20 protein-coding genes, 1 tRNA gene and 1 pseudogene are annotated in these 23,290 nt (G+C 70.5%); 10 read left to right on the forward strand and 12 right to left on the reverse strand.

Annotation, left to right across the window (positions count from 1 at the left end; translation table 11 throughout):
* Window positions 1–168: 168 nt before the first annotated feature.
* The gene (locus ACIOKD_RS41495; RefSeq protein WP_402093644.1) at window positions 169–864 is read right to left on the reverse strand and encodes a pentapeptide repeat-containing protein; all 696 of its coding nucleotides are present in this window, start codon (window positions 862–864) and stop codon (window positions 169–171) included.
* Window positions 865–1,065: 201 nt separating this feature from the next.
* Here ACIOKD_RS41495 and ACIOKD_RS41500 point away from each other — a divergent pair, with 201 nt between their 5' ends.
* Window positions 1,066–2,238, forward strand: coding sequence for an FAD-dependent oxidoreductase (locus tag ACIOKD_RS41500; RefSeq protein ID WP_402093663.1), 1,173 nt, complete (start codon window positions 1,066–1,068; stop codon window positions 2,236–2,238).
* Window positions 2,239–2,353: 115 nt separating this feature from the next.
* Window positions 2,354–3,364 (forward strand): zinc-binding dehydrogenase, encoded by a 1,011-nt coding sequence (locus ACIOKD_RS41505; protein WP_402093664.1) that lies wholly within the window; start codon window positions 2,354–2,356, stop codon window positions 3,362–3,364.
* Window positions 3,365–3,503: 139 nt separating this feature from the next.
* Here the strand turns inward: ACIOKD_RS41505 and ACIOKD_RS41510 are convergent, their stop codons facing one another.
* Window positions 3,504–4,346 carry an aminoglycoside phosphotransferase family protein gene (locus ACIOKD_RS41510; protein ID WP_402093666.1) on the reverse strand — a complete coding sequence of 281 codons (843 nt, stop codon included), beginning with the start codon at window positions 4,344–4,346 and terminating at the stop codon, window positions 3,504–3,506.
* Window positions 4,347–4,401: 55 nt separating this feature from the next.
* On the opposite strand from ACIOKD_RS41510, the gene ACIOKD_RS41515 reads away from it, so the two are divergent.
* On the forward strand, window positions 4,402–5,973 hold the full coding sequence (locus tag ACIOKD_RS41515; RefSeq protein WP_402093646.1) for an NAD(P)/FAD-dependent oxidoreductase: 1,572 nt from the start codon (window positions 4,402–4,404) through the stop codon (window positions 5,971–5,973).
* A 16-nt stretch (window positions 5,974–5,989) separates the two neighbouring features.
* Window positions 5,990–6,718, forward strand: coding sequence for an alpha/beta hydrolase (locus ACIOKD_RS41520; protein WP_402093647.1), 729 nt, complete (start codon window positions 5,990–5,992; stop codon window positions 6,716–6,718).
* A 26-nt stretch (window positions 6,719–6,744) separates the two neighbouring features.
* Here the strand turns inward: ACIOKD_RS41520 and ACIOKD_RS41525 are convergent.
* Window positions 6,745–6,818, reverse strand: a tRNA-Thr gene (locus ACIOKD_RS41525).
* A 173-nt stretch (window positions 6,819–6,991) separates the two neighbouring features.
* Between ACIOKD_RS41525 and ACIOKD_RS41530 the strand changes: the two genes are divergently transcribed.
* From ACIOKD_RS41530 to ACIOKD_RS41545, 4 genes are all read left to right on the forward strand, one after another.
* The gene (locus ACIOKD_RS41530; RefSeq protein ID WP_402093648.1) at window positions 6,992–8,392 is read left to right on the forward strand and encodes an RNA-guided endonuclease InsQ/TnpB family protein; all 1,401 of its coding nucleotides are present in this window, start codon (window positions 6,992–6,994) and stop codon (window positions 8,390–8,392) included.
* A 357-nt stretch (window positions 8,393–8,749) separates the two neighbouring features.
* Window positions 8,750–9,886 (forward strand): ABC transporter ATP-binding protein, encoded by a 1,137-nt coding sequence (locus ACIOKD_RS41535; RefSeq protein WP_402093650.1) that lies wholly within the window; start codon window positions 8,750–8,752, stop codon window positions 9,884–9,886.
* A gap of 229 nt (window positions 9,887–10,115) precedes the next feature.
* Window positions 10,116–10,598, forward strand: a complete 483-nt coding sequence (locus tag ACIOKD_RS41540) for a hypothetical protein (protein ID WP_402093651.1) — start codon at window positions 10,116–10,118, stop codon at window positions 10,596–10,598.
* Between the two features lie 126 nt (window positions 10,599–10,724).
* Window positions 10,725–11,456 carry an NDP-sugar synthase gene (locus ACIOKD_RS41545; protein ID WP_402093652.1) on the forward strand — a complete coding sequence of 244 codons (732 nt, stop codon included), beginning with the start codon at window positions 10,725–10,727 and terminating at the stop codon, window positions 11,454–11,456.
* A gap of 126 nt (window positions 11,457–11,582) precedes the next feature.
* Here ACIOKD_RS41545 and ACIOKD_RS41550 read toward each other — a convergent pair whose 3' ends face one another.
* The 6 genes from ACIOKD_RS41550 to ACIOKD_RS41575 form a co-directional block, all read right to left on the reverse strand.
* Window positions 11,583–13,268: a DoxX family membrane protein gene (locus tag ACIOKD_RS41550; protein WP_402093653.1), complete on the reverse strand. Its 1,686-nt coding sequence runs from the start codon at window positions 13,266–13,268 to the stop codon at window positions 11,583–11,585.
* Window positions 13,269–13,450: 182 nt separating this feature from the next.
* Window positions 13,451–14,395 (reverse strand): 23S rRNA (guanosine(2251)-2'-O)-methyltransferase RlmB, encoded by a 945-nt coding sequence (gene rlmB, locus ACIOKD_RS41555; RefSeq protein WP_402093654.1) that lies wholly within the window; start codon window positions 14,393–14,395, stop codon window positions 13,451–13,453.
* Window positions 14,396–14,561: 166 nt separating this feature from the next.
* The gene (gene cysS, locus ACIOKD_RS41560) at window positions 14,562–15,962 is read right to left on the reverse strand and encodes a cysteine--tRNA ligase (protein ID WP_402093655.1); all 1,401 of its coding nucleotides are present in this window, start codon (window positions 15,960–15,962) and stop codon (window positions 14,562–14,564) included.
* A gap of 196 nt (window positions 15,963–16,158) precedes the next feature.
* Window positions 16,159–16,689, reverse strand: coding sequence for a 2-C-methyl-D-erythritol 2,4-cyclodiphosphate synthase (gene ispF, locus ACIOKD_RS41565; protein WP_402093657.1), 531 nt, complete (start codon window positions 16,687–16,689; stop codon window positions 16,159–16,161).
* Window positions 16,679–17,431 carry a 2-C-methyl-D-erythritol 4-phosphate cytidylyltransferase gene (ispD, locus tag ACIOKD_RS41570; protein ID WP_402093658.1) on the reverse strand — a complete coding sequence of 251 codons (753 nt, stop codon included), beginning with the start codon at window positions 17,429–17,431 and terminating at the stop codon, window positions 16,679–16,681. Before ispD ends, ispF begins: the two co-directional genes overlap by 11 nt.
* Before the next feature lie 385 nt (window positions 17,432–17,816).
* Window positions 17,817–18,299, reverse strand: a complete 483-nt coding sequence (locus ACIOKD_RS41575) for a CarD family transcriptional regulator (RefSeq protein ID WP_006380568.1) — start codon at window positions 18,297–18,299, stop codon at window positions 17,817–17,819.
* A 768-nt stretch (window positions 18,300–19,067) separates the two neighbouring features.
* Here ACIOKD_RS41575 and ACIOKD_RS41580 point away from each other — a divergent pair.
* On the forward strand, window positions 19,068–19,763 hold the full coding sequence (locus tag ACIOKD_RS41580; RefSeq protein WP_402093660.1) for a DUF461 domain-containing protein: 696 nt from the start codon (window positions 19,068–19,070) through the stop codon (window positions 19,761–19,763).
* A gap of 162 nt (window positions 19,764–19,925) precedes the next feature.
* Here ACIOKD_RS41580 and ACIOKD_RS41585 read toward each other — a convergent pair whose 3' ends face one another.
* Together ACIOKD_RS41585 and ACIOKD_RS41590 are read right to left on the reverse strand one after the other, a co-directional pair.
* Window positions 19,926–20,606 (reverse strand): response regulator transcription factor, encoded by a 681-nt coding sequence (locus ACIOKD_RS41585; RefSeq protein WP_189771758.1) that lies wholly within the window; start codon window positions 20,604–20,606, stop codon window positions 19,926–19,928.
* Window positions 20,603–21,880, reverse strand: coding sequence for a sensor histidine kinase (locus ACIOKD_RS41590; protein ID WP_402093661.1), 1,278 nt, complete (start codon window positions 21,878–21,880; stop codon window positions 20,603–20,605). Before ACIOKD_RS41590 ends, ACIOKD_RS41585 begins: the two co-directional genes overlap by 4 nt.
* A gap of 288 nt (window positions 21,881–22,168) precedes the next feature.
* Between ACIOKD_RS41590 and phoU the strand changes: the two genes are divergently transcribed.
* A complete protein-coding gene (gene phoU, locus ACIOKD_RS41595; RefSeq protein WP_402093662.1) occupies window positions 22,169–22,846 on the forward strand; it encodes a phosphate signaling complex protein PhoU in 678 nt (225 codons plus the stop codon).
* A 257-nt stretch (window positions 22,847–23,103) separates the two neighbouring features.
* Here the strand turns inward: phoU and ACIOKD_RS41600 are convergent.
* A pseudogene (locus ACIOKD_RS41600) lies at window positions 23,104–23,290 on the reverse strand (IS110 family transposase); the annotation flags it as partial.

Here is a 23,290-nt window from a genome sequence, read left to right on the forward strand (position 1 = left end):
CCCCCCCCCCCCCCCCCCCCCCCCCCCCCCCCCCCCCCCCCCCCCCCCCCCCCCCCCCCCCCCCCCCCCCCCCCCCCCCCCCCCCCCCCCCCCCCGCTCCCGCACCCCCCGCACCCCCCGCCCCGCCCCGACCCCGCCCCCGCCCGCCGAAAAGCCCCACGGCGAACGTCACACATCAACCCCCACCACCCGAACCCCCACCTCCGCAGCAAACACCCCCGCAAGATCCAACAACTGCGCCGGACTGATCACAGCCCCCGCCAGCCGACCAACCCCCCGCGCGAAGTCCACCTCCGCCGCCCGCCGCAGATCCACGTCCGTCAACGACACCCCACTGAAGTCCGCCCCCTTCAGCACACAGTCCACGAACTCCACCCGCTCCAGCCGAGCACCCCCGAAGTCCGGCTCGACCAGCACACACCCCTCGAACACCACATCCCGGATCCGAGCCTCCCGCAGATTCAGGTAGTCGATCTTCCCCCCACGGAAGACCACCCGCTCCAGCACGGCGCCATGCAACTGCACCCCGCCCAGCCGAGCATCGACCACCTCCACATCCCGGAAGGTCGCCGACCCGAAGTCCGTCCCCACCCCCCGCAGCCCGGTGAGCACGGAATCCAGCACCCGCGCATGATGCAGCCGCGTCTCATCGACCGCGCACCCCGTCAGCGCGCAGTCCATGAACCGCGCACCCCCACCGTCCTGCCCCACAAAATCCAGCTCGCTGAACAGCAGCCCGTCATAGTCCCCGTCGGGCTCCAGCCCCCCACCCCCGTAAGACTCCAGCGACGGCAGCCGCACCTCAGGCCGCCGAGCCCCCTCGACCCCCGCCTTCGAACCAGCCCCAGCCGCTCTGCTCACCATCCCCCCATCCTGCACCCCACCACTGACAACCCCCTCACCAGCCAAGCAGCCCCGGATGTCACATCCCGAGCCCGCACCGAGTCGTAAGGACAACGCAGAACACCCAACGAAAAGGAGAACCCTCTCCATGCACCGAAGCACGACGCACCGCACCACGACGCACCGCACCGCGACACAACACACCACACCACGGCGCAACACATCACAATTATCGGCGGCGGCTTCGCCGGCCTCACCGCCGCCATCACCGCCGCGGAAGCAGGCGCCAAAGTCACCGTGTACGAGGCCCACCACACCCTCGGCGGCCGGTCCCGCACCGCCGAAGGCCGGTACAAGACCAACGAGGGCCCGCACGCCCTCTACAAGGGCGGCCCCCACTGGCCCTGGCTGAGACAGCGCGGCCTCCTCGGCGAACTGGCCCCCCTCCCACCCCTGGAAGCCACCCGCCTCCGCCTCCGCCACAAGGGCGCCCTACGCCGCACCCCACCCCTCACCATGCTCAGACTCCTGCGCCGCACACCCCAACAGGCCCCCGTCGACCAGGACTTCGCGACCTGGGCGACGAACATCGCGGGCGAGGAGGGCGCGACGGCCGCGGCCCACTACTCCGCGGTCGCCCTCTTCCACCACGCCCCCGGCACCCTCTCCGCGGCCTTCGTCCAGGAACGCCTGCGCCGCGCCACGAAGCTTCCCCCGGAGGCGCACTACCCGCGCGGCGGGTGGGCGAGCGTGATCGACAGGATGGCGGCCCGCGCCTGGAACCTCGGCGTACGAGTGGAAACCCTCGCCCGCGTCGACACCCTGCACGCCCTCCCCGCCGGCCACGGCCCGGTCATCGTCGCCACCTCCCTCGACGCGGCCCGCACCCTCCTACAGGACAACTCCCTTACCTGGCCGAGCGGCCGCACGGCCCTGCTCGACCTCGCGGTCCACACCCACCGCGGCGACGCGTTCGCCGTCTCCGACCTCGACGCCTTCGGCTGGATCGAGCGCTTCACAGCCCAGGACCGCACCCTCGCCCCACCCGGCGAACAGCTCCTCCAGGGCCAGTTCCCGATCGCCCCGCACGAGTCACGCGCGGACGGCATCGCCCGCGCCGAGCAACTCCTCGACCTCGCCCTCCCGACGTGGCGCGACCGGGTCACGTACCGCCGGGAGGCGCTCGCGAACGGCCGCACGGGCGCCGTCGACCTCCCCGGCACGAGCTGGCGCGACCGACCGCGCGTGGACCGCGGCGACGACGTCTACCTCGCGGGCGACCAGGTGGCCGCTCCCGGCGTGCTCTGCGAGGTGTCGTTCAACAGCGCGCTGGAGGCGGTGTCCCTGGCCTTCGGGATCCGCAGCAGAACGGGCCTTGACCTCAAGCACGCTTGAGGTCGAAAGCTGGGGTCCAGCCACCACACACAACACCCCAGGGAACCCCATGCCCACCACGAAGCCCGTCCCAGAGCCCATGCCTAAGCCCATGCCTAAGCCCATGCCCATGCCCATGCACGCCATCCGCCTCCACACCTTCGGCCCGCCCGAGAACCTCGCATACGAGCGAACAGAAACCCCCCACCCCGCCCCCGGCCAGGTCCGTATCGAGGTCGCCGCCGCCGGCGTACACCTCCTGGACACCGCGCTGCGGGCAGGCGTCAAGGGCCCGTACCCGGAACTGCCCGCCCTCCCCACGATCCCCGGCCGGGAGGTCGCCGGCACGGTCGAGTCCCTCGGCGAGGGTGTCGCCGCCCGGTGGCTCGGCAAACGCGTGGTCGCCCATCTGGGCCTCAATCCGGGCGGCTACGCGGAACTGGCCGTCACCGACGCCGACCGCCTCCATGAGATCCCCGGGAACCTCGACTTCGCCCAGGCGGTCGCCATGATCGGCACGGGCCGTACGACGATGGGCATTCTCCAGTTCGCCGACCCGACCCCCGACGACGTGGTCGTCGTCCCCGCCGCCGCGGGCGGCATCGGCACCCTCCTCGTGCAGTACGCCCGGCACGCGGGCGCCACCGTGATCGGCCTGGCGGGCGGCGCGGACAAGGTGGCGCGCGTCGAGAAGAACGGCGCCGACCTGGCCGTCGACTACAAGAACCCCACCTGGCCGGACCAGGTGCGGCGATTCCTGGGCGCCCGCCCGGCCACGATCGTCTTCGACGGAGTGGGCGGCGACACGGCCCAAAAGGCAGTCGCACTCCTAAAGCACCCCACGCACCCCACGCACCCCACACCCCCCACCGGCAGGCACATCGTCTTCGGTTGGTCGGGCGCGGGCCCGCACGACGGCACCCCGTACCTCGTTGAAGGCGTGTCCCAGTCGGTCCTCGGCCCCGCCATGCTGCGGAAGGCAGGCGGCCCCCACCCCATCCGCACCCTGGAACTACGCGCCCTCGCCGAGGCAGCCGAGGGCCGGCTGGTCCCGGACCTCCACCGCTTCCCCCTCGCGGAAGCAGCCACCGCACACCGCGCGCTGGAAACCAGGGCCACCCACGGCAAGGTGATCCTTGAGCCTTGACTTCACCAAGATGATCCTTGAGCCAAGACCTCACCAAGATGATCCCTGAGCCAAGACCTCGGCAAGGTGATCCTTGAGCCAACACCTCGGCAAGGTGATCCGAAAAGTGAGCCCTGACCTCAGCGACCGCCCACAGGGCTCAACGCCCCAACAACAGCCGCGCGATGCCGACCTGCTCCCCGTCCAGCCCCTCGCCCTCCTCGACCTGCCACAGCGAGTTCTGCAGCACCCGCCCCAACGTCCAGGCCCGCGCCCGCCCCCGGTCCACCCCCAGCACCTCCGTCAGCAGGTCGAACCGGCGCTCCAACGCCCCCTCCTCGCACCGGTTCCAGAGCGCGGGCAGCAGCTCGAAGCAGGGGTCCCCGGCGAGCGGCTTCGGGTCGATGACGAGCCAGGGTTCACGGTCGGCCGCGAGGATGTTCCCGAAGTGCAGATCCCAGTGCAGCAGCCGGTCCCCCGGTTCACCCGCGACCTCGCGCACGGCCGCCGCGCAGTCCGCCAGCAGCCGCCGGTCGTCCTCCGCGGCGAGGGACTCCAGCACCGCGGGCAGTCGCTCGAACATGTCCGCAACCACGAACTCCAGCCGCCGCAGTCCCGCCGGCGCCGGCACGGCCGTGATCCGCGCCAGCAGCCCGGCCAGGATCGACGTCGCCTTCATCACATCCGGCACATCGGCCAGCGGCCGGTCCTCGTCGAGCCGTTCCAGCAACAGCGTGCCGCTCTCCACGTCCTCCTCCAGCAGCCGTACGACCCCGTCACCGCCCCAGGTCCGCAGCGCCAGGCCCTCGCCGGCCGTCTCCTCGTCGGGGTCCTGCAGCTTCAGCACGGCCCGCGTCCCGTCGCCGCGCACCACCGGCAGCACCACCGAGACCTGCCCGCTCATCGGCGCGCCCTCCTGCCGCAGCCCCCACCGCTCCAGAAACCGCCCGCCGCGCGCCCGCAGCCGCCCGTATCCCACCTTCACCGCCCCCACCCTCTCCAGAACCACGAAATCCGAAGGAGACACCCACCACCCGGAGAAGCTAACGTCACCGCGCATGAGCAGCACGGAGAACGCGGACAGCGCGTCCGACCCGGACAGCGCGTCCAGCACGGCCGGCCCGGCCAGCGCATCCGGCACGGACCGCACGCCCCCCGCGCCTTACGCGCCCCCCAAGCCCCGGACACCACCCCTGCCGCAGCCGCCCAAGCAGCAGCCGCCGCAGGCACCGGGCGCGCCCCGCACCACCGTGAACGGCGGCATATCGTTCTGGTACGCCGAGCAGGGCCTCCCCGCCCCCCGCGAGCCCCTCCCGGGTGACGCGAGCGCCGACGTGGTGATCGTCGGTGGCGGCTACACCGGGCTGTGGACCGCGTACTACCTGAAGAAGGCCGCGCCCTTCCTGCGGATCACCGTCCTGGAGCAGAGGTTCTGCGGTTACGGCGCCTCCGGCCGCAACGGCGGCTGGCTCTACAACGGCATCGCGGGCCGCGACCGGTACGCGCGCCTGCACGGCCACGAGTCCGCCGTACGCCTCCAGGAGGCCATGAACGCCACGGTCACCGAGGTCGTCAGGGTCGCCGCGGAAGAGAACATCGACGCGGACATCCACCAGGGAGGCGTACTCGAAGTCGCGTACACGCCCGCCCAGCTGGCCCGCCTCAGAACCTTCCACGACACGGAACTCTCGTACGGCGAGAAGGACCGCGAGCTGTACGGGGCCCGCGAGACCGCCGACCGTGTCCGGGTCGCGGACGCGGTGGGCTCCACCTGGACCCCGCACGGCGCCCGCCTGCACCCGGTCAAACTGCTCAAGGGCCTCGCGACGGCCGTCGAGGCGCTCGGCGTCACGATCCACGAGTCGACCCCCGTCACGGAGATCAGACCGAAGCACGCCGTCACCCCGTACGGAACCGTCCGCGCCCCCTACATCCTGCGCTGCACGGAGGGCTTCACCGCCTCCCTCAAGGGCCACAGACGCACCTGGCTCCCCATGAACTCCTCAATGATCGCCACCGAGCCCCTGACCCCCGCCCAATGGCAATCGGTCGGCTGGGAGGGCCGCGAGACCCTGGGCGACATGGCCCACGCCTACATGTACGCCCAGCGCACCGCCGACGGCCGCATCGCACTCGGCGGACGCGGAGTCCCGTACCGCTACGGCTCCCGCACGGACAACGACGGCCGTACACAGCCGTCGACGGTCGACGCGCTGCGAGAACTCCTCCTCCGCCTCTTCCCCCAACTGTCCGGCATCACCGTGGCCCACGCCTGGTCGGGCGTGCTCGGCGTACCGCGCGACTGGTGCGCGTCGGTCACCCTCGACCGCGCCACCGGCCTCGGCTGGGCAGGCGGCTACGTGGGCTCCGGGGTGGCCACGGCCAATCTCGCCGCCCGCACCCTCCGGGACCTGATCCAGCGGGACTCCGGCCAGTCGGGCGAAACGGATCTCACCGCTCTCCCCTGGGTCGAACACAAGGTCCGCAAGTGGGAACCCGAACCTTTCCGCTGGCTCGGGGTACACGGCATGTACGCGACGTATCGAGCCGCCGACCGCCGCGAAGTCACCACCCATGCCGCACAGTCGTCCCGGATCGCGCGTATCGCCGACCGGGTCGCGGGCCGCTGAGAGACAGGGGAACCCCATGAGCACCGCAGTCATGGACACCGTCCGCTACTCGTCCGACGGCCAGCTCCTCGACATCCATCGCGCCGCCGCCCCGGACGCCCCGACCGTCCTGCTCTGGCACGGCCGCGGCCCCGCCGAACGGGACGTCCTCGGCGCCCTGGCCGCGGAGGTCGCCCGCCTCGGGGCCACCGTGATAGTCCCCGACTGGCACCCGGACGCCCCCGACGGCGGCCGCCCCCAGCTCGCCGCCTCCCTCCGCTACACCTGGGACTTCGTACGGGACCCGGCACAGGTCGTCCTCGTCGGCTGGTCCCTGGGCGGACGCGCCGCGATGGCCACGGCCCTGCGCCCCGACCCGCCGGAGGGCTGGCGCCCGGCCGCCGTGGTCGGCATCTCCGCCCGCTACAACCAGCCCGAACCACTGCTCGGCCTGCCCTCCCCCATGGCCGTCTGCGCCGCCGCCCCGCCGCTGCCCATCCACCTGGTGCACGGCACGGAGGACACGGTGTGCGACTTCGCCAACGCGGGCGAGTTCCAGCGGGTACTGGCCGCCTCCGGCCGCGAAGCCCCGCTCACGGAACTCACCACGGACCACCCGGGCGCGGTCATGGCCGAGTACTCCCAGGAATGGGGCCGCTGCCGCCCCGCCCACTCGGGCTCCGCCCACCGAGAGGGCCTGCGCACGGCCCGGGTCATCGCCCAGGCGGCAGGCATCCCCACCCAAAAGGCCCAGGCCACGAAGTGACCTGGGCCTGACGGCACTACATCCGGAGCCCCCTATCGGATTCGAACCGATGACCTACGCATTACAAGTGCGGCGCTCTGGCCAGCTGAGCTAAGGGGGCACCGCGCACAACAACGCCGTACGCGAAGGCGGCTCCACTGTACACAGCCCCCTCCTCCCGATCCACGTAGTTGCCCTGGCAGCGGACCCCGAAAGCCATGCGTAACCACCCGCGCACCTGTTCGTTGAACGGACTGAAGTGCTGTTCCGAAGATCGGATCGCGAGGGGGGCTCGTGGAGGAGGCGGCGGAGAAGCCGAAGGCGGTGAAGGGTGTCCAGGCCGAGCGCATCAAGCGTGAGGAGCTCGGCATCGAAGAGCGCCGCAAGCACGCGGGCCGCAAGGCGACCCCGCTCAGGAGTCACGCCAAGGAGACGGGCGCCCAGCATCGCGTCTACCGGTTCCGCTTCTATCCGACCGAGACACAGGCCGAGCAGTTGGGCAGGACGTTCGGTGCTTGCCGGTGGGTCTACAACGAGGGGCTGGCCCTGCGGTCGGGGGCCTGGGAGCAGCACCGGGTGAGGGTGGGGTTCGCGGAGTCGTGTCGAGCGCTGACGGGTTGGAAGCAGGCGGAGGAGAGGGCCTGGCTGAAGGAGGTGTCGTCGACGGTGTTGCAGCAGGCTCTGCGGCAACTCGATCAGGCATTCACGCGGTTCTTCAAGGGGGTGGCGAAGTATCCGAAGCGGAGGAGGAAGCAGCGGTCGCGGGATGCGGCGACGTATGTGCGTACGGGGTTCAGATGGGTCGAGGATCCTGAGCGGCCGGGGACGGGTCTGATCACGCTCGCCAAGCAGTCCGGGCCGTTGGACGTTCGCTGGTCCCGGGCGCTTCCCGCGGGGGCGGTTCCGGTGCGGTTGTCGGTGACGCGGGACCGGGCGGGTCGGTATTTCGTGTCCGCGCTCGTGGAGGAGCGGGTGTCGTCGCTGCCTGTTGTCTTCCTGCCGGGTTCGCGGGAGCCGAAGGCGGTCGGGCTGGACTTGGGGCTGGCGTCCTTGGTGACGCTCGATGACGGTACGAAGCTGGATCATCCGGGGTTGTTGAAGCGGTACGCGGAGAAGTTGGCGCGGTTGCAGCGGGAGTTGCACAGGAAGGTGAAGGGATCCCAGAACCGGGGCAAGGTCAGGCAGCGGATCGCGCGTCTCTACGCGCTCATCGGTGATGTACGCAGGGACATGCTGGACCAGTTCACGACCCGCCTCGTGCACGAGAACCAAGTGCTCGTGGTGGAGGACCTGTCCATCGTGACCCTGTTGCGGCCGGCTCGCGGGAAGGGCCGTCGGCGCAAGGCGGCGCTGAGTCGGGCGATCCTCGATGCCGGGTGGGGTGAGCTGTTGCGGCAGCTGCGTTACAAATGTGAGTGGTACGGCCGGACGCTGGTGGTCGTGGACCGCTTCTTCCCCTCCACCCGGCGGTGCTCGGCGTGTCATGTGAAGGGCCCGAAGCTGGATGTCTCGGTCCGGGAGTGGACGTGCGCCGAGTGCGGCGCGGTGCACGACCGGGACGTGAACGCGGCGGTGAATCTGCGGGACGAGGGAATGCGTCTGTACTGGTTGGTGGCCTCCGCGCTGCCTCCGGGCAGGCAGGCTCCGGCTGTGATCAAGGCTTCGGAGCTGGAGGAGTGTCTGCTGGCCGCGTAGTCGGGCCGGTGTGCAGTACGAGCCCAGTGAGCGGTACGGACCGACGGGCCGTCGGCCGGAATGCCTGTGGAGCCTGCGTGAGACCGTGCGTGGCGGCGGGGTAACCCGTTGTACGTCGGCAGCGGGCTGTGAAGCAGGAAGCCTCGGCAAGGTCAAAAGACAGCTGCTCTGCCTCATCATCGAAAATTTCGTCGAAGTTCACACCCTCTTGCCTACTGACAGGGCGGTGAACCCCAGGTAGCGTCACGATCCAGTCCGCCCATGTGGACTACACCACTACGGATCGTTCCGTAGCGGTACACCACCTTTACAACGGATCGTCCGGCACGTTCCTGCCGGTGAAGGGGGCCCCTCACCATGGCCACTGTCTCGTTCAACAAGGCGACCCGCATCTACCCGGGTGGCGACAAGCCCGCCGTCGACCAGCTTGAGCTCGACGTCGCGGACGGCGAGTTCCTCGTCCTCGTCGGTCCCTCCGGCTGCGGAAAGTCCACCTCCCTGCGCATGCTCGCGGGTCTTGAGGACGTCAACGGCGGCTCGATCCACATCGGTGACCGCGACGTCACGCACCTGCCGCCCAAGGACCGGGACATCGCCATGGTGTTCCAGAACTACGCGCTGTACCCGCACATGACGGTCGCGGACAACATGGGCTTCGCGCTCAAGATCGCCGGCATCAACAAGGCCGAGATCCGCCAGAAGGTGGAGGACGCGGCGAAGATCCTCGACCTCACCGACTACCTGGCCCGCAAGCCGAAGGCCCTCTCCGGCGGTCAGCGCCAGCGTGTCGCCATGGGCCGCGCCATCGTGCGTGAGCCCCAGGTGTTCCTCATGGACGAGCCGCTGTCGAACCTCGACGCCAAGCTCCGTGTCTCGACCCGTACGCAGATCGCGTCGCTGCAGCGCCGCCTCGGCATCACCACGGTGTACGTGACGCACGACCAGGTCGAGGCCATGACGATGGGCGACCGCGTGGCGGTCCTCAAGGACGGTCTGCTCCAGCAGGTCGACTCGCCGCGCAACATGTACGACCGCCCGAAGAACCTCTTCGTCGCCGGCTTCATCGGCTCCCCCGCGATGAACCTCGTCGAGGTCCCGATCACCGACGGCGGCGTGAAGTTCGGCAACAGCGTGGTGCCCGTCGACCGCGAGGCCCTCAAGACCGCCTCCGACAAGGGTGACCGCACGGTCACCGTCGGCGTCCGTCCCGAGCACTTCGACATCGTCGAGCAGGGCGGCGCCGTCGCGGCGAGCCTGTCGAAGGAGACCGCGGACGCCCCGGCCGGCCTCGCCGTCACCGTGAACGTCGTCGAGGAGCTCGGCGCGGACGGTTACGTCTACGGCAGCGCCAAGGTCGGCGACGACATCAAGGACCTGGTCGTCCGCGTCAGCGGTCGCGCGGTCCCGGAGAAGGGTTCCACGCTGCACGTCGTGCCGCGCGCGGGCGAGACCCACGTGTTCTCGACCTCCACCGGTGAGCGCCTCACCAACTGATCGCGCAAACTCCCCCACCGGTCGGGCGGATCCCGGAGAATTCACCCAGGTTGACGAAGAAGGCCCCGCAGACCACCGCGGGGCCTTCTTCGTTGTCGACAAATACCCCGGCAGACCGGTCATTTCGACATCTGTTCGTCAACATCAAACACGGAAACGGTCGCTTCCCCGTCCCCCGAACTGATTACTAAATGTCGCCAAATCATCACCCCGCGCTACCCTCACTCGCGTGAAGCACTCCACTAACCACTCGACGCGACACGGCCACGGCCCCTCCGGCCGACCGACCCGACACGGCCGCGGTCCGGCCCGCCGGATCGGCCGTACCCTCGCCCTCGTTCTGCCCGTCGTCCTGGTGCTCTCCGGCACGCTCGCGGTCACCCGGGTCGACTGGTCGGGGAACGAATCCTCGACGTCGGCTCTCGCCGCCTCCGCGGAGAACGTCTCCCGGCGCGCCCCGTCCCGCGCCCCGCAGGACGTGCTGCGCGACAAGCTCCTGCTGGAACTCCAGGAGAGGGACCCGGGGGTCGCCCTCACCCATCTCCAGGAGGCCGTGAACGGCCGCCCGTCCCTCGGCAGGCACTGCGCCTCCATCGCCCGCGCCCTGGGCCGCGCGGCGGTCCGCGCGTACGGCCCGACCCGTGCCCAGTCGTTCGCCCGCCCGGTCTGCGACACATCCTTCGCCACGGGCGTGGCAGCCCAGCACGCCTGAGCCCGGGTCCCGTAAGGGGCGCGGGGAACGGCGCGGCCGGCCACCACCGACCCGTAGATCCAGGCTCCGCGCACCCCGCGCAAACCCCGACGGCTCATCCCGCGGAGCGCGACGTAAAGTTCGGGCATGACCGATCCGAACGCAGCGTCGCGCCCCGTTCAAGCCGTCGTCCTGGCCGGCGGCCAGGGCTCAAGGCTGCGTCCCTACACCGACGACCGTCCCAAGCCGATGGTCGAGATCCCCGGCACCGGGACCCCGATCATCGGCCATCAGCTGACCTGGCTCGCCGAGGAGGGCGTCACCGACGTCGTCGTCTCCTGCGGTCATCTCGCCGAGGTCCTCCAGGAGTGGCTCGAATCGGCCGATCTGCCCGTCTCCGTGACCACCGTGGTCGAGTCGGAGCCCCTGGGCCGTGGTGGCGGCCTCAAGTACGCCGCCAAGCACCTGCCCCACCCCGACCGCCCCTGGTACGCGACGAACGGTGACATCTGGACCCGTTTCTCGCTGCGGGAGATGGCGGACTTCCACACCGAGCGCGACGCGGTGGCGACCCTCGCGCTGGCCCGTCCGCGTATCCCGTGGGGCGCCGTCGAGACCGACGACTTCGGTCACATCACGGACTTCATCGAGTCCCCGCCGACCGCGTACGGCATCAACGCGGGTGTGTACGTGTTCTCCCCCGAGTTCGCCGACCTGCTTCCCACGCTCGGCGACCACGAGCGCTCCACGTTCCCGCGACTGGCCCGTGAGCGCCGCCTGGCCGGCTACCCGATCCCGCAGGGCGCCTACTGGCGTGCCATCGACACCGCGAAGGACCTCACGGAGGCGGCCAAGGAGCTGGCGGCGCTGGGGCGCTGAGCGGCCTCTGAACCACCACAACCACCACAACCGGCCCAACCAACCGGCCTGTACGCCGATGGGGCCCCGCACCTGACCGGATGCTGTTGGTCCGGTGCGGGGCCCCATCGGCGTCGTACGGGTTCCTCAGCCGAGCAGGCCGCCCACGAGCCCGGAGTTGCCGCCGGAGCCACCGGAGCCGCCCGAGCCGCCGCCCGTGCCGCCTCCGGAGCCGGTGCCGCCACCGGTGCCCGTACCGCCGCCGCCCGTGCTGCTGCTGCCGCCGCCGCCCGAGGAGGACGGTCCCGCGGTGGTGGCGGGCGCCTGCGGGGGCGCGGACTGCTGCGGCGGGGCCTGGTCGGAGCCCTGTGTCTGGCTGGGCCGGCCCGTGGTGGCGCCGGCGGTCTCGCGGGCCGTCGCGCCGGGCGAGGTCGCGGCGCCCGACGGGCTCGCCGAGGTCGCGCCCCGGGTGGGCGAGCCGGACGACGCCGAAGGGCTCTGCTTGTCCCGGCGCGCGCCGGGCTCATCCGGGAGCGCGGAGCCGGGCAGTTCGTTGCGCGGGGCCTCGCCCGGGCCGGGGACGACCACGCGGTCGGAGTCGCGGACGGCGCCGCCGAGCATCGACCCGATGAGCAGCGTGAGACCGACGACGATGGCCGCGACGAGCGCCCCGCGCCGCAGTACGCGCCGCCGCAGCTCCCAGATCTCGGTGCGCGGCCCGAGTGTGCGCCAGGCCTCGCCCGCGAGGCGGCCGTCGATGGAGTAGACGGGGGCGCCCGCGATGATCAGCGGCGACCAGGCGGCCAGGAAGATGATGTCGGGTGCGTCGTAGGCGGGAACGGACTTCCAGCTCACGGTGAGCAGCAGCGCCGCGGACAGCGACGCGCCGACGACCGCCGCGACCCGCTGCCACAGGCCCAGGACGGTGAGGACGCCGACGATCACCTGGAAGAAGGCGATGAGGAGCCCGGCGCCGACGGGGTGCTGCAGCGCGAACTCGCGCAGGGGCTCGGCGAGTTCCCAGGGGTGCAGCGAGTTGAGCCACTTGACCATGGACCCGCGCTTGCCGCCGTCGAAGTAGACGGGGTCGCAGAGCTTGCCCATGCCGGCGTAGATGGAGATGAAGCCGAGGAAGACGCGCATCGGGAGCAGGACGACGCCGAGGTTCATCCGGCGGCCGGGGTAGTAGCCGTGCCGGACGGGGGCGGCTCCGTGCCGGACGGGGGCGGCTCCGTGCCGGACGGGGGCGGCTCCGTGCCGCTTGAGACCCCCGTCGTCCTCGTCCCGGTAGTCGTCGTCCTCGTAGGAGTCGTCCTCGAAGTCACCGTCCGCGTACGGGGGTTCGTCGAGTTCCTCGTAGGCGCTGCCCGCGCTGCGCAGCTGTTGCGGCAGGATGCGGGTCTCGGGGCCGCGGACGGTCGGGGTCTCGACGGTGGCGTCGATGTCGAACCCGGTGGGCCCTCCGCCCCCGCCCGCCAATTCCTCGGCGCCGTGCCGAAGGCTCGTGCTCCGCGCGGCCTGCAACAGCCGGGTGGCGCCCGTGTCGTCGGGGGCGGACTTACCGCTCCAGACGACGGGCGCACGGCGGCGGGTGCCTTCGGCGGTTCCGACGACGGGGATGCGCGCGGTCTCGCCGCCCGAGCTCACGTTCCGCGCGGCACGCGGGGAACGGGCCCGCGGCGCGGTGTTCAGCTGCACGCGGAAGCTCGCATGATTGACGATGACCTGCGCCGGATCGCTCGGCACCTTCACCATGCTCAGCGCGGGAACGTCGTCGAGTCCCGACGAGCGGTCCCCCGTGGGTGTGCGGGGTGTTCTGGTGTCCACACTCATCTAACCGAGTGACGTGTGTTTAGGACACTGCTTTGACCGCCCGGATCTGTCCGGACCCCGTCAAGATCAACGGGCCGCCCCGGGTCCCTGCCCGGGGGACACGAACCCGCGCCCCGTAAGGGGCGCGACCAGCCCCCGCGCACCCGCGCACAAACGACTGCCCGGCGGCAGCCGCTCCCGACTCAGGCCCGACGGCGCGCAGCCTCGTACAGCACAACTCCCGCAGCCACACCCGCGTTCAGCGACTCCGTACCGCCCGGCATGGGGATCCGTACGCGGAAGTCACAGGTCTCCCCCACCAGTCGGGACAGCCCCTTCCCCTCGCTGCCGACGACGATGACGACGGGCCCGCCGAGGGCCTCCAGGTCACCGACCTCGGCCTCTCCGTCCGCCGCGAGACCGACCACGACGAGGCCGGCCTTCTTGTAGGCCTCCAGGGCCCGCGTCAGATTGGACGCGCGGGCGACGGGCGTACGGGCCGCGGCGCCGGCGGACGACTTCCACGCACCGGCGGTCATGCCGGCCGCACGCCGCTCGGGCACGACCACGCCGTGGCCGCCGAAAGCGGAGACGGACCGGACGACGGCACCGAGGTTGCGCGGGTCCGTCACCCCGTCGAGGGCGACGATCAGGGGGTCCACGCCCGCGTCGTAGGCGGCGGCCGCGAGGTCCTGGGGGTGCGCGTACTCGTACGGCGGGACCTGGAGGACGAGCCCCTGGTGGTTGAGCCCGTTGGTCATGCGGTCCAGCTCGGGACGCGGGGCCTCCATGAGGTGGATGCCGCCACGGTCCGCGGCGAGCTGCAGCGCTTCGCGCACCCGCTCGTCGTTGTCGATGAACTGCTGGACGTACAGCATCGTCGCGGGCACGCCCTCGCGCAGCGCCTCGACGACGGAGTTGCGGCCGACGACCATCTCGGACGTGCCCTTGCCGCCCCGGCCGCCGCGCGGTGAGGGCTTGCGCACGATCTGCTTGGCCTTGGCGCCGGCGATGCGGTTCTTCTTGTGTCCCTTGCGCGCCTCGGCGGGCGGGGTGGGGCCCTTGCCTTCGAGGCCCCGGCGTCGCTGGCCGCCACTGCCGACCTGCGCGCCCTTCTTGCCGGACATGCGGCGGTTGTTAGCGGCCATGACCTACCTGTCTGTGTGAACGCGTACGGGTGTACGGGTGTGATCTACGGGCGGACGTACGGGCGTACATCTCCGCTGTGCGTGTCAGGAACACGCCTGCGAAATGACGTACGTACATGAAGTGTGCCGCCCGGACACCCGGACGGCACAATCGATCAAGAAATGGTCAGCGCGGGCCGAGGGTCCAGCGCGGGCCCTGGGGGCCGTCCTCGATGACGAGTCCGGACTGGTTGAGCTGGTCGCGGATGGCGTCGGCGGTGGCCCAGTCCTTGCGGACGCGGGCGGACTCGCGCTGCTGCAGCACCAGCCGTACGAGCGTGTCGACGACTCCGTGGAGGTCCTCGCCGCGGTCGCTCTCGCCCGCCCAGTGCGGGTCGAGCGGGTCGAGGCCGAGGACGGCGAGCATGGCCCTGACCTCGGCGAGCCGGGCGACGGCCGCCTCCTTGTCGTCGGCGGCCAGCGCGGAGTTCCCCTGCCGGACCGTGGTGTGCACGATGGCGAGGGCCCCCGGCACACCCAGGTCGTCGTCCATCGCCTCGGCGAACGCCGGCGGCACCTCGGCGGCGGGCTCGACCGCTCCCCCGGCCTTCTCCACCACGCGCTGCACGAAGCCCTCGATCCGCGCGAACGCGGACTCGGCCTCGCGCAGTGCCTCTTCGCTGTACTCGATGGTGGAGCGGTAGTGCGGGGTGCCCAGGTAGTAACGGAGCACGATGGGCCGCCACGCCTTGACCATCTCGCTGACGAGCACGCTGTTGCCGAGCGACTTCGACATCTTCTCGCCGCTCATGGTCACCCATGAGTTGTGCACCCAGTAGTGCGCGAACTCGTCGCCGAAGCCGACGGCCTGGGCGATCTCGTTCTCGTGGTGCGGGAAGATCAGGTCGATGCCGCCGCCGTGGATGTCGAAGGCGGAGCCCAGGTACTTGTGGGCCATCGCGCTGCACTCCAGGTGCCAGCCGGGCCTGCCCCGTCCCCAGGGCGTCTCCCAGGACGGCTCGCCGGGCTTGACCGCCTTCCACATGGCGAAGTCACGCGGGTCCCGCTTGCCGGTCTCGCCGTCCTCGGCGGGCTGGCGCAGCTCGTCGAGGTCCTGGTTGGAGAGGGAGAGGTAGCCGGGCAGGGACCGTACGTCGAAGTAGACGTTGCCGTCGGCCTCGTACGCGTGGCCGCGCTCGATGAGCGTGCGCATCATCTCGACCATCTCGGTGATGTGGCCGGTGGCGCGCGGCTCGTACGTGGGCGGGAGGCAGCCGAGTGCCGTGTAGCCGTCGTTGAAGGCGCGCTCGTTCTCGTAACCGATCGCCCACCAGGGCCTGTCCTGCTCCGCGGACTTCCTGATGATCTTGTCGTCGATGTCCGTCACGTTGCGGATGAACGTGACGTCGTAACCGCGGTACTCGAACCAGCGGCGCATGATGTCGAAGTTGAGCCCGGACCGGATGTGCCCGATGTGCGGGGCCGCCTGCACCGTGGCGCCACAGAGGTAGATCGAGACACAACCCGGCGTGATCGGGGTGAAGTCGCGAATCTGCCGGGCGCTGGTGTCGTACAGGCGAATAGTCACCCCACCAGGGTAGTGGGCGGGGGGCAGTGCCCCGCGACCCTTGTCCCGCATGGGACACGTATTCGTGACATCCGTACCGCGCCGGTGACGTCTTGGGGGCTTCGCCCCCGAACCCCAGGTCCTCAAACGCCGGACGGGCTGATTTTCAGCCCGTCCGGCGTTTGAGGACAGAGGGGGCCAGGGGGCGAAGTCCCCGTCAACCCACCCGTGCCACCAGCGCCGTGGCGACCGCCATGAGACCTTCGTCGCGCCCGGCGAACCCGAGCCCGTCCGTCGTGGCCCCGGACACGGACACCGGCGCCCCCACCGCCGCGGAGAGCACCCCCTGCGCCTCGTCCCGCCGCTTCCCGATCTTCGGCCGGGGCCCGACCACCTGCACCGCCACATTGCCGATGGTGAACCCCGCCGCCCGCACGATCCGCGCCGCCTCCGTCAGTAGCGTCACGCCGGACGCCCCGGACCACTCGGGCCGCCCCGTACCGAAGTGTTGGCCCAGATCGCCGAGGCCCGCCGCGGAGAACAGCGCGTTGCACGCGGCGTGGGCGACGACGTCCGCGTCGGAGTGGCCCGCGAGACCGGGCCCCTCGCCCTCCCACAGCAGGCCGGCGCACCACAGCTCACGGCCCTCCTCGAAGGCGTGGATGTCGGTACCGATGCCGACCTGCGGCAACAGGGGCAGCACGGGGTCCGGCGACGCCGGCTGGACCGGAGATGCCTCAGAAGCCATCGTTCAGCCTCCGCCGCGTCAGAACCGCCTCCGCGAGGATCAGATCCAGCGGACGCGTCACCTTGAACGCCTCCTCGTGGCCGGGCACGACCACGACCCGCAGTCCGAGCCGCTCGACCATGCTCGCGTCGTCGGTGACGTCGTCCGTGACCGTCTCGTGGGCCCGTACGAGGGTGTCGCGGTCGAAGCCCTGCGGCGTCTGGACGGCACGCAGCCTCGCCCGGTCCGGGGTGGCGACCACGGGCTCGGGCTCCCCGGCCGTCGCCGCGGGCTCGACCTGCTTGACGGTGTCCGTGAGCGGCAGCGCGGGTACGACGGCGGGAGCCCCGTCGCGTACCGCCTCGATGACGCCGTCGACCGTGTCGACGGGTACGAGCGGACGGGCCGCGTCGTGCACGAGCACGATGTCGATGCCGGGGGGCAGCGCTTCGAGCCCGAGCCGCACGGACTCCTGGCGGCTGTCGCCCCCGGGCACGACGTGGAACTCGGTCCGCTCGGGCAGTGCGTGCGAGTCGAGCAGCGTCTTGACCTCCGCGGCCCCGTCGGGCGGCGCCACGACGACGACGAGGGAGACGGCACGCGACGCGGCCATGGCCCGGACCGCGTGGATCAGCATGGGCGTGCCGTTCAGCGCGCGAAGCGCTTTGGGAGCGCCCGGACCGAGGCGTACACCTCGGCCTGCGGCCGGAATCACGGCCGCCGTACGGGCCCCGGGAGGCGTGGGGCGCGAATCGTCAGACATCGGTTCCTGTCAGGTTTGTATGCTCGGCCGACGTGGGTATGGCCTGGGCGTACCCCGGCCGACGGGCTGGGGAGTGCCGGGCGCGACGCTTTGACCGGACCCTTCCGTGAAGATGGTCGAGCCAGCTGTCCGGGCCCGGCACTACGAGTATCGGATCCCTGAATTGCCGAGGGCCGTCCGAGTGCATGGTGTGCACGACGTGTGCGCACGGTTTCCCGGTATGGACCTGCCCCGGGTGGAAACAGGCCCGGGTATGGACATGCCGCAGCGCCCGGCGACAGTGAATACGTCATCGGGCACCACGGCATTGCATTGCGCCGAACCGCTCGTTTCACCTCTGGTCGCCTCTGGTCAGAAAGCGATCAGAGCCAGAGCGTGACGGGCGTCAGGACGCGAGGACCTCGTCGAGCAGGGCCTCGGCCTTGTCCTCGTTCGTGTTCTCCGCGAGGGCGAGCTCGCTCACCAGGATCTGGCGGGCCTTGGCGAGCATGCGCTTCTCGCCGGCGGAGAGTCCACGCTCGCGCTCACGACGCCACAGGTCACGGACTACCTCCGCCACCTTGATGACATCGCCGGAGGCGAGCTTCTCGAGATTTGCCTTGTAACGACGGGACCAGTTGGTGGGCTCCTCGGCGTACGGCGCGCGCAGTACCTCGAAGACCCGGTCCAACCCCTCCTGACCGACCACATCACGTACGCCGACGAACTCCGCATTGTCCGCTGGCACACGCACTGTCAGGTCGCCCTGGGCGACCTTCAGCACCAAGTAGGTCTTGTCCACGCCTTTGATCTGGCGAGTTTCGATAGCCTCGATCAGCGCGGCCCCGTGATGGGGATAGACCACGGTGTCGCCAACCTTGAACGTCATGTGACAGGTACCCCTTCCGTGGCTATCCAGGGTAACACGGAAACCGCGTGTTCTGAATGGCGTTTTCGCAGGTCAGGGCATATCTCGGGGCTTGACAATCCCAACATGAACGTGCTGCGGAGGGGTCGCGGACGACGGTATTCGCAGGTCGGAGCGGCTCTCCCCGCGAGGAGAAACGCGCACGTTACAACACCCCCGATCCCCGCCCACGTGCCCGATCGTCCAGATTTGTCGGGTTCCGGGAGCCCGTCCTGCGCTACTCCGTTCGGTGAACGGAGTCACGTACGAGACCAATCCGGAATTGATCACGCGGGTCGGAGATCGGCGTCGGATCGGCCGGAGATCGGCCCGGAGATCGCCAGAAGATCAACCGAAGATCAACCGAAGATCAATTTTCAGGAGCGCCACGCATTCCTTGCTGGAAATGCGCGGGAGCGTGCCGGAGGCTTGTCGGTGGCTTGTCTGTGGCTTGTCGGGTGGCTTGTCGGGTGGCTTGTCTGTGGCTTGTCGGTCACTTACCGAGGGTTCTTATCTGAAAGACGCACGAGTGCGTGGCAGATGAGTCCATGCGGCATGCAAGTACACCGGGTGACGGGAGAGTCGGGGGGATGGAGAAGCGGCGTGCGGTCGCGGTCGGGGAGCCGTAGGGGCGGGTCGGGTGCGGCGGCGCGGGCACGGCTCGGTAACCTGAGCCCGCTGACCGACCCTTAGGGCGGCTTCACAAATGAGTTGCCCTGTTCCGCCCACGTTCTAGGAGTTGCCGCCGCCGTGAGCAGCAGCCTTCGACGCGGCAGCCTCGCCGCCGCCGCCATCGCGTTCTCGATCGCCTCGCTCGCCGCGTGCGGTGCCGGCAACAAGGCCCAGACGCTGGAGGTCAAGCCGGACAACGCCGCCGTCACCGTCGGCCAGATCAAGATCCAGAACGCCGTCGTCATCACCCAGGCCGAGCTGGAGTCGACGGGCCCCGCCGCGGTCTCCGCGACCGTGTTCAACAGCGGCGACACCCCCCAGACCCTGGAGTCCGTCAAGGTCGAAGGCATCGGTCAGGCCGCGGAGCTCAAGCCCGCCAAGGGCTCGGGCAAGCTGACCGTCCCGGCCGGCGGCTCGCTGATCCTCGGCGGCAAGGGCAATGCCTCCGCCGCACTGGAGAGCAGCCGCGAGGCGTTCGCGGACGGCGACGCGCAGCCGGTCACCTTCACCTTCAGCAGGACCGGCGACGTGAAGCTGGAGGCGTTCGTCGTGCCCGGCCACGGCTACTACTCCGAGTGGGGCCCGAGCGCTGCGGCGCCGAGCACCGAGCCGTCCGCCGCGGAGTCGGAGTCCGGTGCGGCCACCGGGTCGCCGTCGCCCTCCGGGTCCGCGTCCGCGTCGGGTGAGACCGAGGAGACGGGCGAGGCGGGCACGCAGGCCACCGACGCCGCCTCGGCCAGCGCCGACGCCGCGGAGTCGGCCGCGGGCCACTGAACGGCGTACAGCCACCGTTCTCCCGTACGGGCAGGTCCCGTACGTATCCCGTACGTATCCCGTACGTATCGCGTACGTATCCCGTACGTACGCGTGGCGAAGGGCGGGACCCCTCTTCCGGGGGTCCCGCCCTTCGCCGTACGTACTGTCGTCGTGTGCGGTTTACGGCTCGAACTTGTAGCCGAGGCCGCGGACCGTCACCAGGTAGCGGGGCGCGCCGGGGTCCGGCTCGATCTTCGCCCGCAGGCGCTTCACGTGGACGTCCAGCGTCTTGGTGTCACCGACGTAGTCGGCGCCCCACACCCGGTCGATGAGCTGCATACGCGTCAGGACGCGGCCCGCGTTGCGCAGCAGCATCTCCAGGAGGTCGAACTCCTTGAGCGGGAGGTCGACCTTGGAGCCGGAGACGGTGACCACGTGGCGGTCGACGTCCATCCGCACCGGGCCCGCCTCCAGGGCGGCCGGACTGACCTCCTCCGGCTCGCCGCGGCGGCGCAGGACGGCCCGGATGCGGGCGACCAGCTCACGCGACGAGAAGGGCTTGGTCACATAGTCGTCGGCTCCTATTTCGAGCCCCACGACCTTGTCGATCTCACTGTCCTTGGCGGTGACCATGATCACAGGAACGTTCGAACGGCTGCGCAGCTGACGGCACACCTCGGTGCCCGGCAGGCCGGGCAGCATCAGGTCGAGGAGGACGAGGTCGGCGCCATTGCGCTCGAACTCGTCAAGTCCGTCGGGCCCGGTGGTCGCGATGGCGACCTCGAAACCCTCTTTGCGAAGCATGTAGGACAGAGCGTCGCTGAAGGACTCCTCGTCCTCGACGACGAGCACTCGGGTCACGGATGGACCTCCGGGGCAGAAAAGGGTTCGTACGGGGATGAGACGGTGGTCGTCCCGTCGGTCTGACCGGTCTCGTCGTCTTCGTCGAGGCCGGGCGTCTGGTCGCCGCTCGCGCGGTCGCGGGCGGCGCCCGCCTCCGGCAGCCGCAGGGTGAAGGTGGAGCCCTGACCCTCGGAGCTCCACACCGTGACCTCCCCGCTGTGCGAGGCTGCCACGTGCTTGACGATCGCGAGCCCGAGTCCCGTACCGCCGGTTGCGCGGGAACGGGCCGGGTCGACGCGGTAGAAGCGCTCGAAGACGCGCTCCTTGTCCTTTTCGGAGATGCCGATGCCCTGGTCGGTCACGGCTATCTCGATGAGGTCTCCGCCGGGCGCAGTCACCCTGCGCGCGGCTATGCCGACCCGGGTGCGGGCGGGCGAGTAGTTGACGGCGTTCTCCACGAGGTTGCCGAGCGCCGCCGCCAGCTGGCCGCGGTTGCCCCACAGGCGCAGGTCGGCGGTGCCGCCGGCGGCCATGGTGATCTGCTTGGCGCCGGCCTGATGGCGGCAGCGGTCGATCGCCTCGGCGACCAGTTCGTCGACGCGGACGGGCTCCGCGTCCTCCAGGGGGTCGTCGTTCTGGACCCGGGAGAGGTCGATGAGCTCCTGGACGAGGTTGGTGAGGCGGGTCGCCTCGATCTGCATGCGTCCGGCGAAGCGCTCCACGGCCTCCGGTTCCTCCGAGGCGCCCATGACGGCCTCGGAGAGGAGGGAGAGTGCGCCGACCGGGGTCTTGAGCTCGTGGCTGACGTTGGCCACGAAGTCGCGTCGTACGGCTTCGATCCGGCGGGCCTCGGTGAGGTCCTCGACCAGGAGCAGTACGAGCCGGGAGCCGAGCGGCGCCACCCGGGCGGACACGGCGAGTGCCTCGCCCCGGCCGGTGCCGCGCCGGGGGAGGTCCAGCTCGACCTGGCGTATCTCGCCGTCCCTGCGGGTGTCGCGGGCCATCAGGATCATCGGCTCGACGGCCAGTTTCCCGCCGCGCACGAGACCGAGGGCGTACGCGGCCGAGCTGGCCTTGACCACGGCGTCGGACTCGTCCAGTACGACGGCGGAGGAGCGGAGCACGGACAGAACCGTGTCGACGCCCGGTGGCAGGACCGGGTCGGTGTGCAGAGAGGTGCGGGTGGGGCGTTTCTGTTCCCGCTCACTCCAGCGGAACGCCAGCACGGCGATGACACCGGTGAGTACACCGGCGATCGCTGCCGCTGCGGCAACAGCCGCGTTCACGTCCATGGCTCCAGGTTAGGCACGCTGTACGCCCCGGTCACAGCCGTCCGGGGGTGGACTCGAACACTCGTCGCCCAGAGTTCACCCTGGATACCCTGCTGGTTCACTTCGTACGACCGGGCCGCGCACCCTTCCCACCTGCGGGAAGAGGCTACGTCGCCCAGAGTTCACCTGGGTGTCGGTGGTGGTTCATTTGAGAGGACGTAAACCGACGCGTTCAGGCCGGAGCGTGGGAACGTGGGGTTCACGAGCCCCAGTGAACCTCCGAAGCAGACGTAGGAAAGGGACATCCAGATGCGGGACGCGTACCACGAGGAACTTGACTCGATCGGCGAGGGCCTGGTCGAGATGGCCCGCCTCGTCGGATCGGCCATCGGTCGCGCCACGACGGCGATCCTCGACTCCGATCTGAAGCTCGCGGAGAGCGTGATCGCGGCCGACCAGAAGGTCGACGATCTCCAGCACGACCTTGAGGCACGGGCGATAACCCTGCTGGCCCGGCAGCAGCCCGTGGCCACGGACCTGCGGATCGTCGTCACCTCGCTCCGTATGTCGGCCGACCTGGAGCGCTCCGGCGACCTCGCCCAGCACGTGGCGAAGCTGGCGCGGCTGCGCTTCCCGGAGCGGGCCATTCCGCAGGACCTGCACGCCACGATCCTGGAGATGGGCCAGCTCGCGCAGCGGCTGATGGCGAAGGCGGCCGAGGTCATCGTCACCAAGGACGTCGACCTCGCCCTTCAGCTGGAGCAGGACGACGACGCGATGGACCTCCTCCACCGCACGCTCTTCCAGCACCTCCTGGACGACCGCTGGAAGCACGGCATCGAGACCGCGGTGGACGTGACGCTGCTGGGCCGCTACTACGAGCGCTTCGCGGACCACGCGGTGTCGGTGGCGAACCGTGTGGTGTACCTGGTGACGGGCGAGCACGCCGACGAGCTGCAGGCCGCTCCGCAGGTCGAGGGCGCGTAAACCGGCCACGGGCGGTGGCGGGAGCCTTCCGCCGTGGGTCGGGAGCCTCCGGCCATGGGTCGGCTGCCTCCGGCCATGGGGCGGGAGCCTCCGGCAATGGGGCGGGAGCCTCCGGCCATGGGGCGGGCTCTGGCTACGAGGGGGCGCATCGGGTGCGGGCAGGGGTGCGAGAGCCTCTGTGCGCCGTTGATGCGCCCGGCCTCGTGGGATTGCAATGGGAGGAGGCACAAGCCTTCGAGGGAGTCTCAATGACGAAGTCAAGCCGCTTGCGTGACCGGCGAGGCGGAGGTGAATACCCGTCCGTCACGCAGCAACGCCCACAGAACGCTCGCTCGTCGGCGGGCGAGGACGATGACGGCCTGGACGTGTTTGCAGCCCTCGCCGCGCTTCTTGAGGTAGAAGTCCCGGTTCGGTCCTTCGCGGATGATGCTGGTCTGCGCGGAC

Source organism: Streptomyces sp. NPDC087844 (assembly GCF_044742785.1).
GTDB lineage: Bacteria > Actinomycetota > Actinomycetes > Streptomycetales > Streptomycetaceae > Streptomyces.

Excerpts from the sequence above, each read along its gene's own strand:
- ACIOKD_RS41495 (WP_402093644.1), bottom strand. The coding sequence starts at position 864 with ATGGTGAGCAGAGCGGCTGGGGCTGGTTCGAAGGCGGGGGTCGAGGGG.
- ACIOKD_RS41505 (WP_402093664.1), top strand. The coding sequence starts at position 2,354 with ATGCACGCCATCCGCCTCCACACCTTCGGCCCGCCCGAGAACCTCGCA.
- ACIOKD_RS41515 (WP_402093646.1), top strand. The coding sequence starts at position 4,402 with ATGAGCAGCACGGAGAACGCGGACAGCGCGTCCGACCCGGACAGCGCG.
- ACIOKD_RS41520 (WP_402093647.1), top strand. The coding sequence starts at position 5,990 with ATGAGCACCGCAGTCATGGACACCGTCCGCTACTCGTCCGACGGCCAG.
- ACIOKD_RS41535 (WP_402093650.1), top strand. The coding sequence starts at position 8,750 with ATGGCCACTGTCTCGTTCAACAAGGCGACCCGCATCTACCCGGGTGGC.
- ACIOKD_RS41545 (WP_402093652.1), top strand. The coding sequence starts at position 10,725 with ATGACCGATCCGAACGCAGCGTCGCGCCCCGTTCAAGCCGTCGTCCTG.
- ACIOKD_RS41550 (WP_402093653.1), bottom strand. The coding sequence starts at position 13,268 with ATGAGTGTGGACACCAGAACACCCCGCACACCCACGGGGGACCGCTCG.
- rlmB (WP_402093654.1), bottom strand. The coding sequence starts at position 14,395 with ATGGCCGCTAACAACCGCCGCATGTCCGGCAAGAAGGGCGCGCAGGTC.
- ispF (WP_402093657.1), bottom strand. The coding sequence starts at position 16,689 with ATGGCTTCTGAGGCATCTCCGGTCCAGCCGGCGTCGCCGGACCCCGTG.
- ispD (WP_402093658.1), bottom strand. The coding sequence starts at position 17,431 with ATGTCTGACGATTCGCGCCCCACGCCTCCCGGGGCCCGTACGGCGGCC.
- ACIOKD_RS41575 (WP_006380568.1), bottom strand. The coding sequence starts at position 18,299 with ATGACGTTCAAGGTTGGCGACACCGTGGTCTATCCCCATCACGGGGCC.
- ACIOKD_RS41590 (WP_402093661.1), bottom strand. The coding sequence starts at position 21,880 with ATGGACGTGAACGCGGCTGTTGCCGCAGCGGCAGCGATCGCCGGTGTA.
- phoU (WP_402093662.1), top strand. The coding sequence starts at position 22,169 with ATGCGGGACGCGTACCACGAGGAACTTGACTCGATCGGCGAGGGCCTG.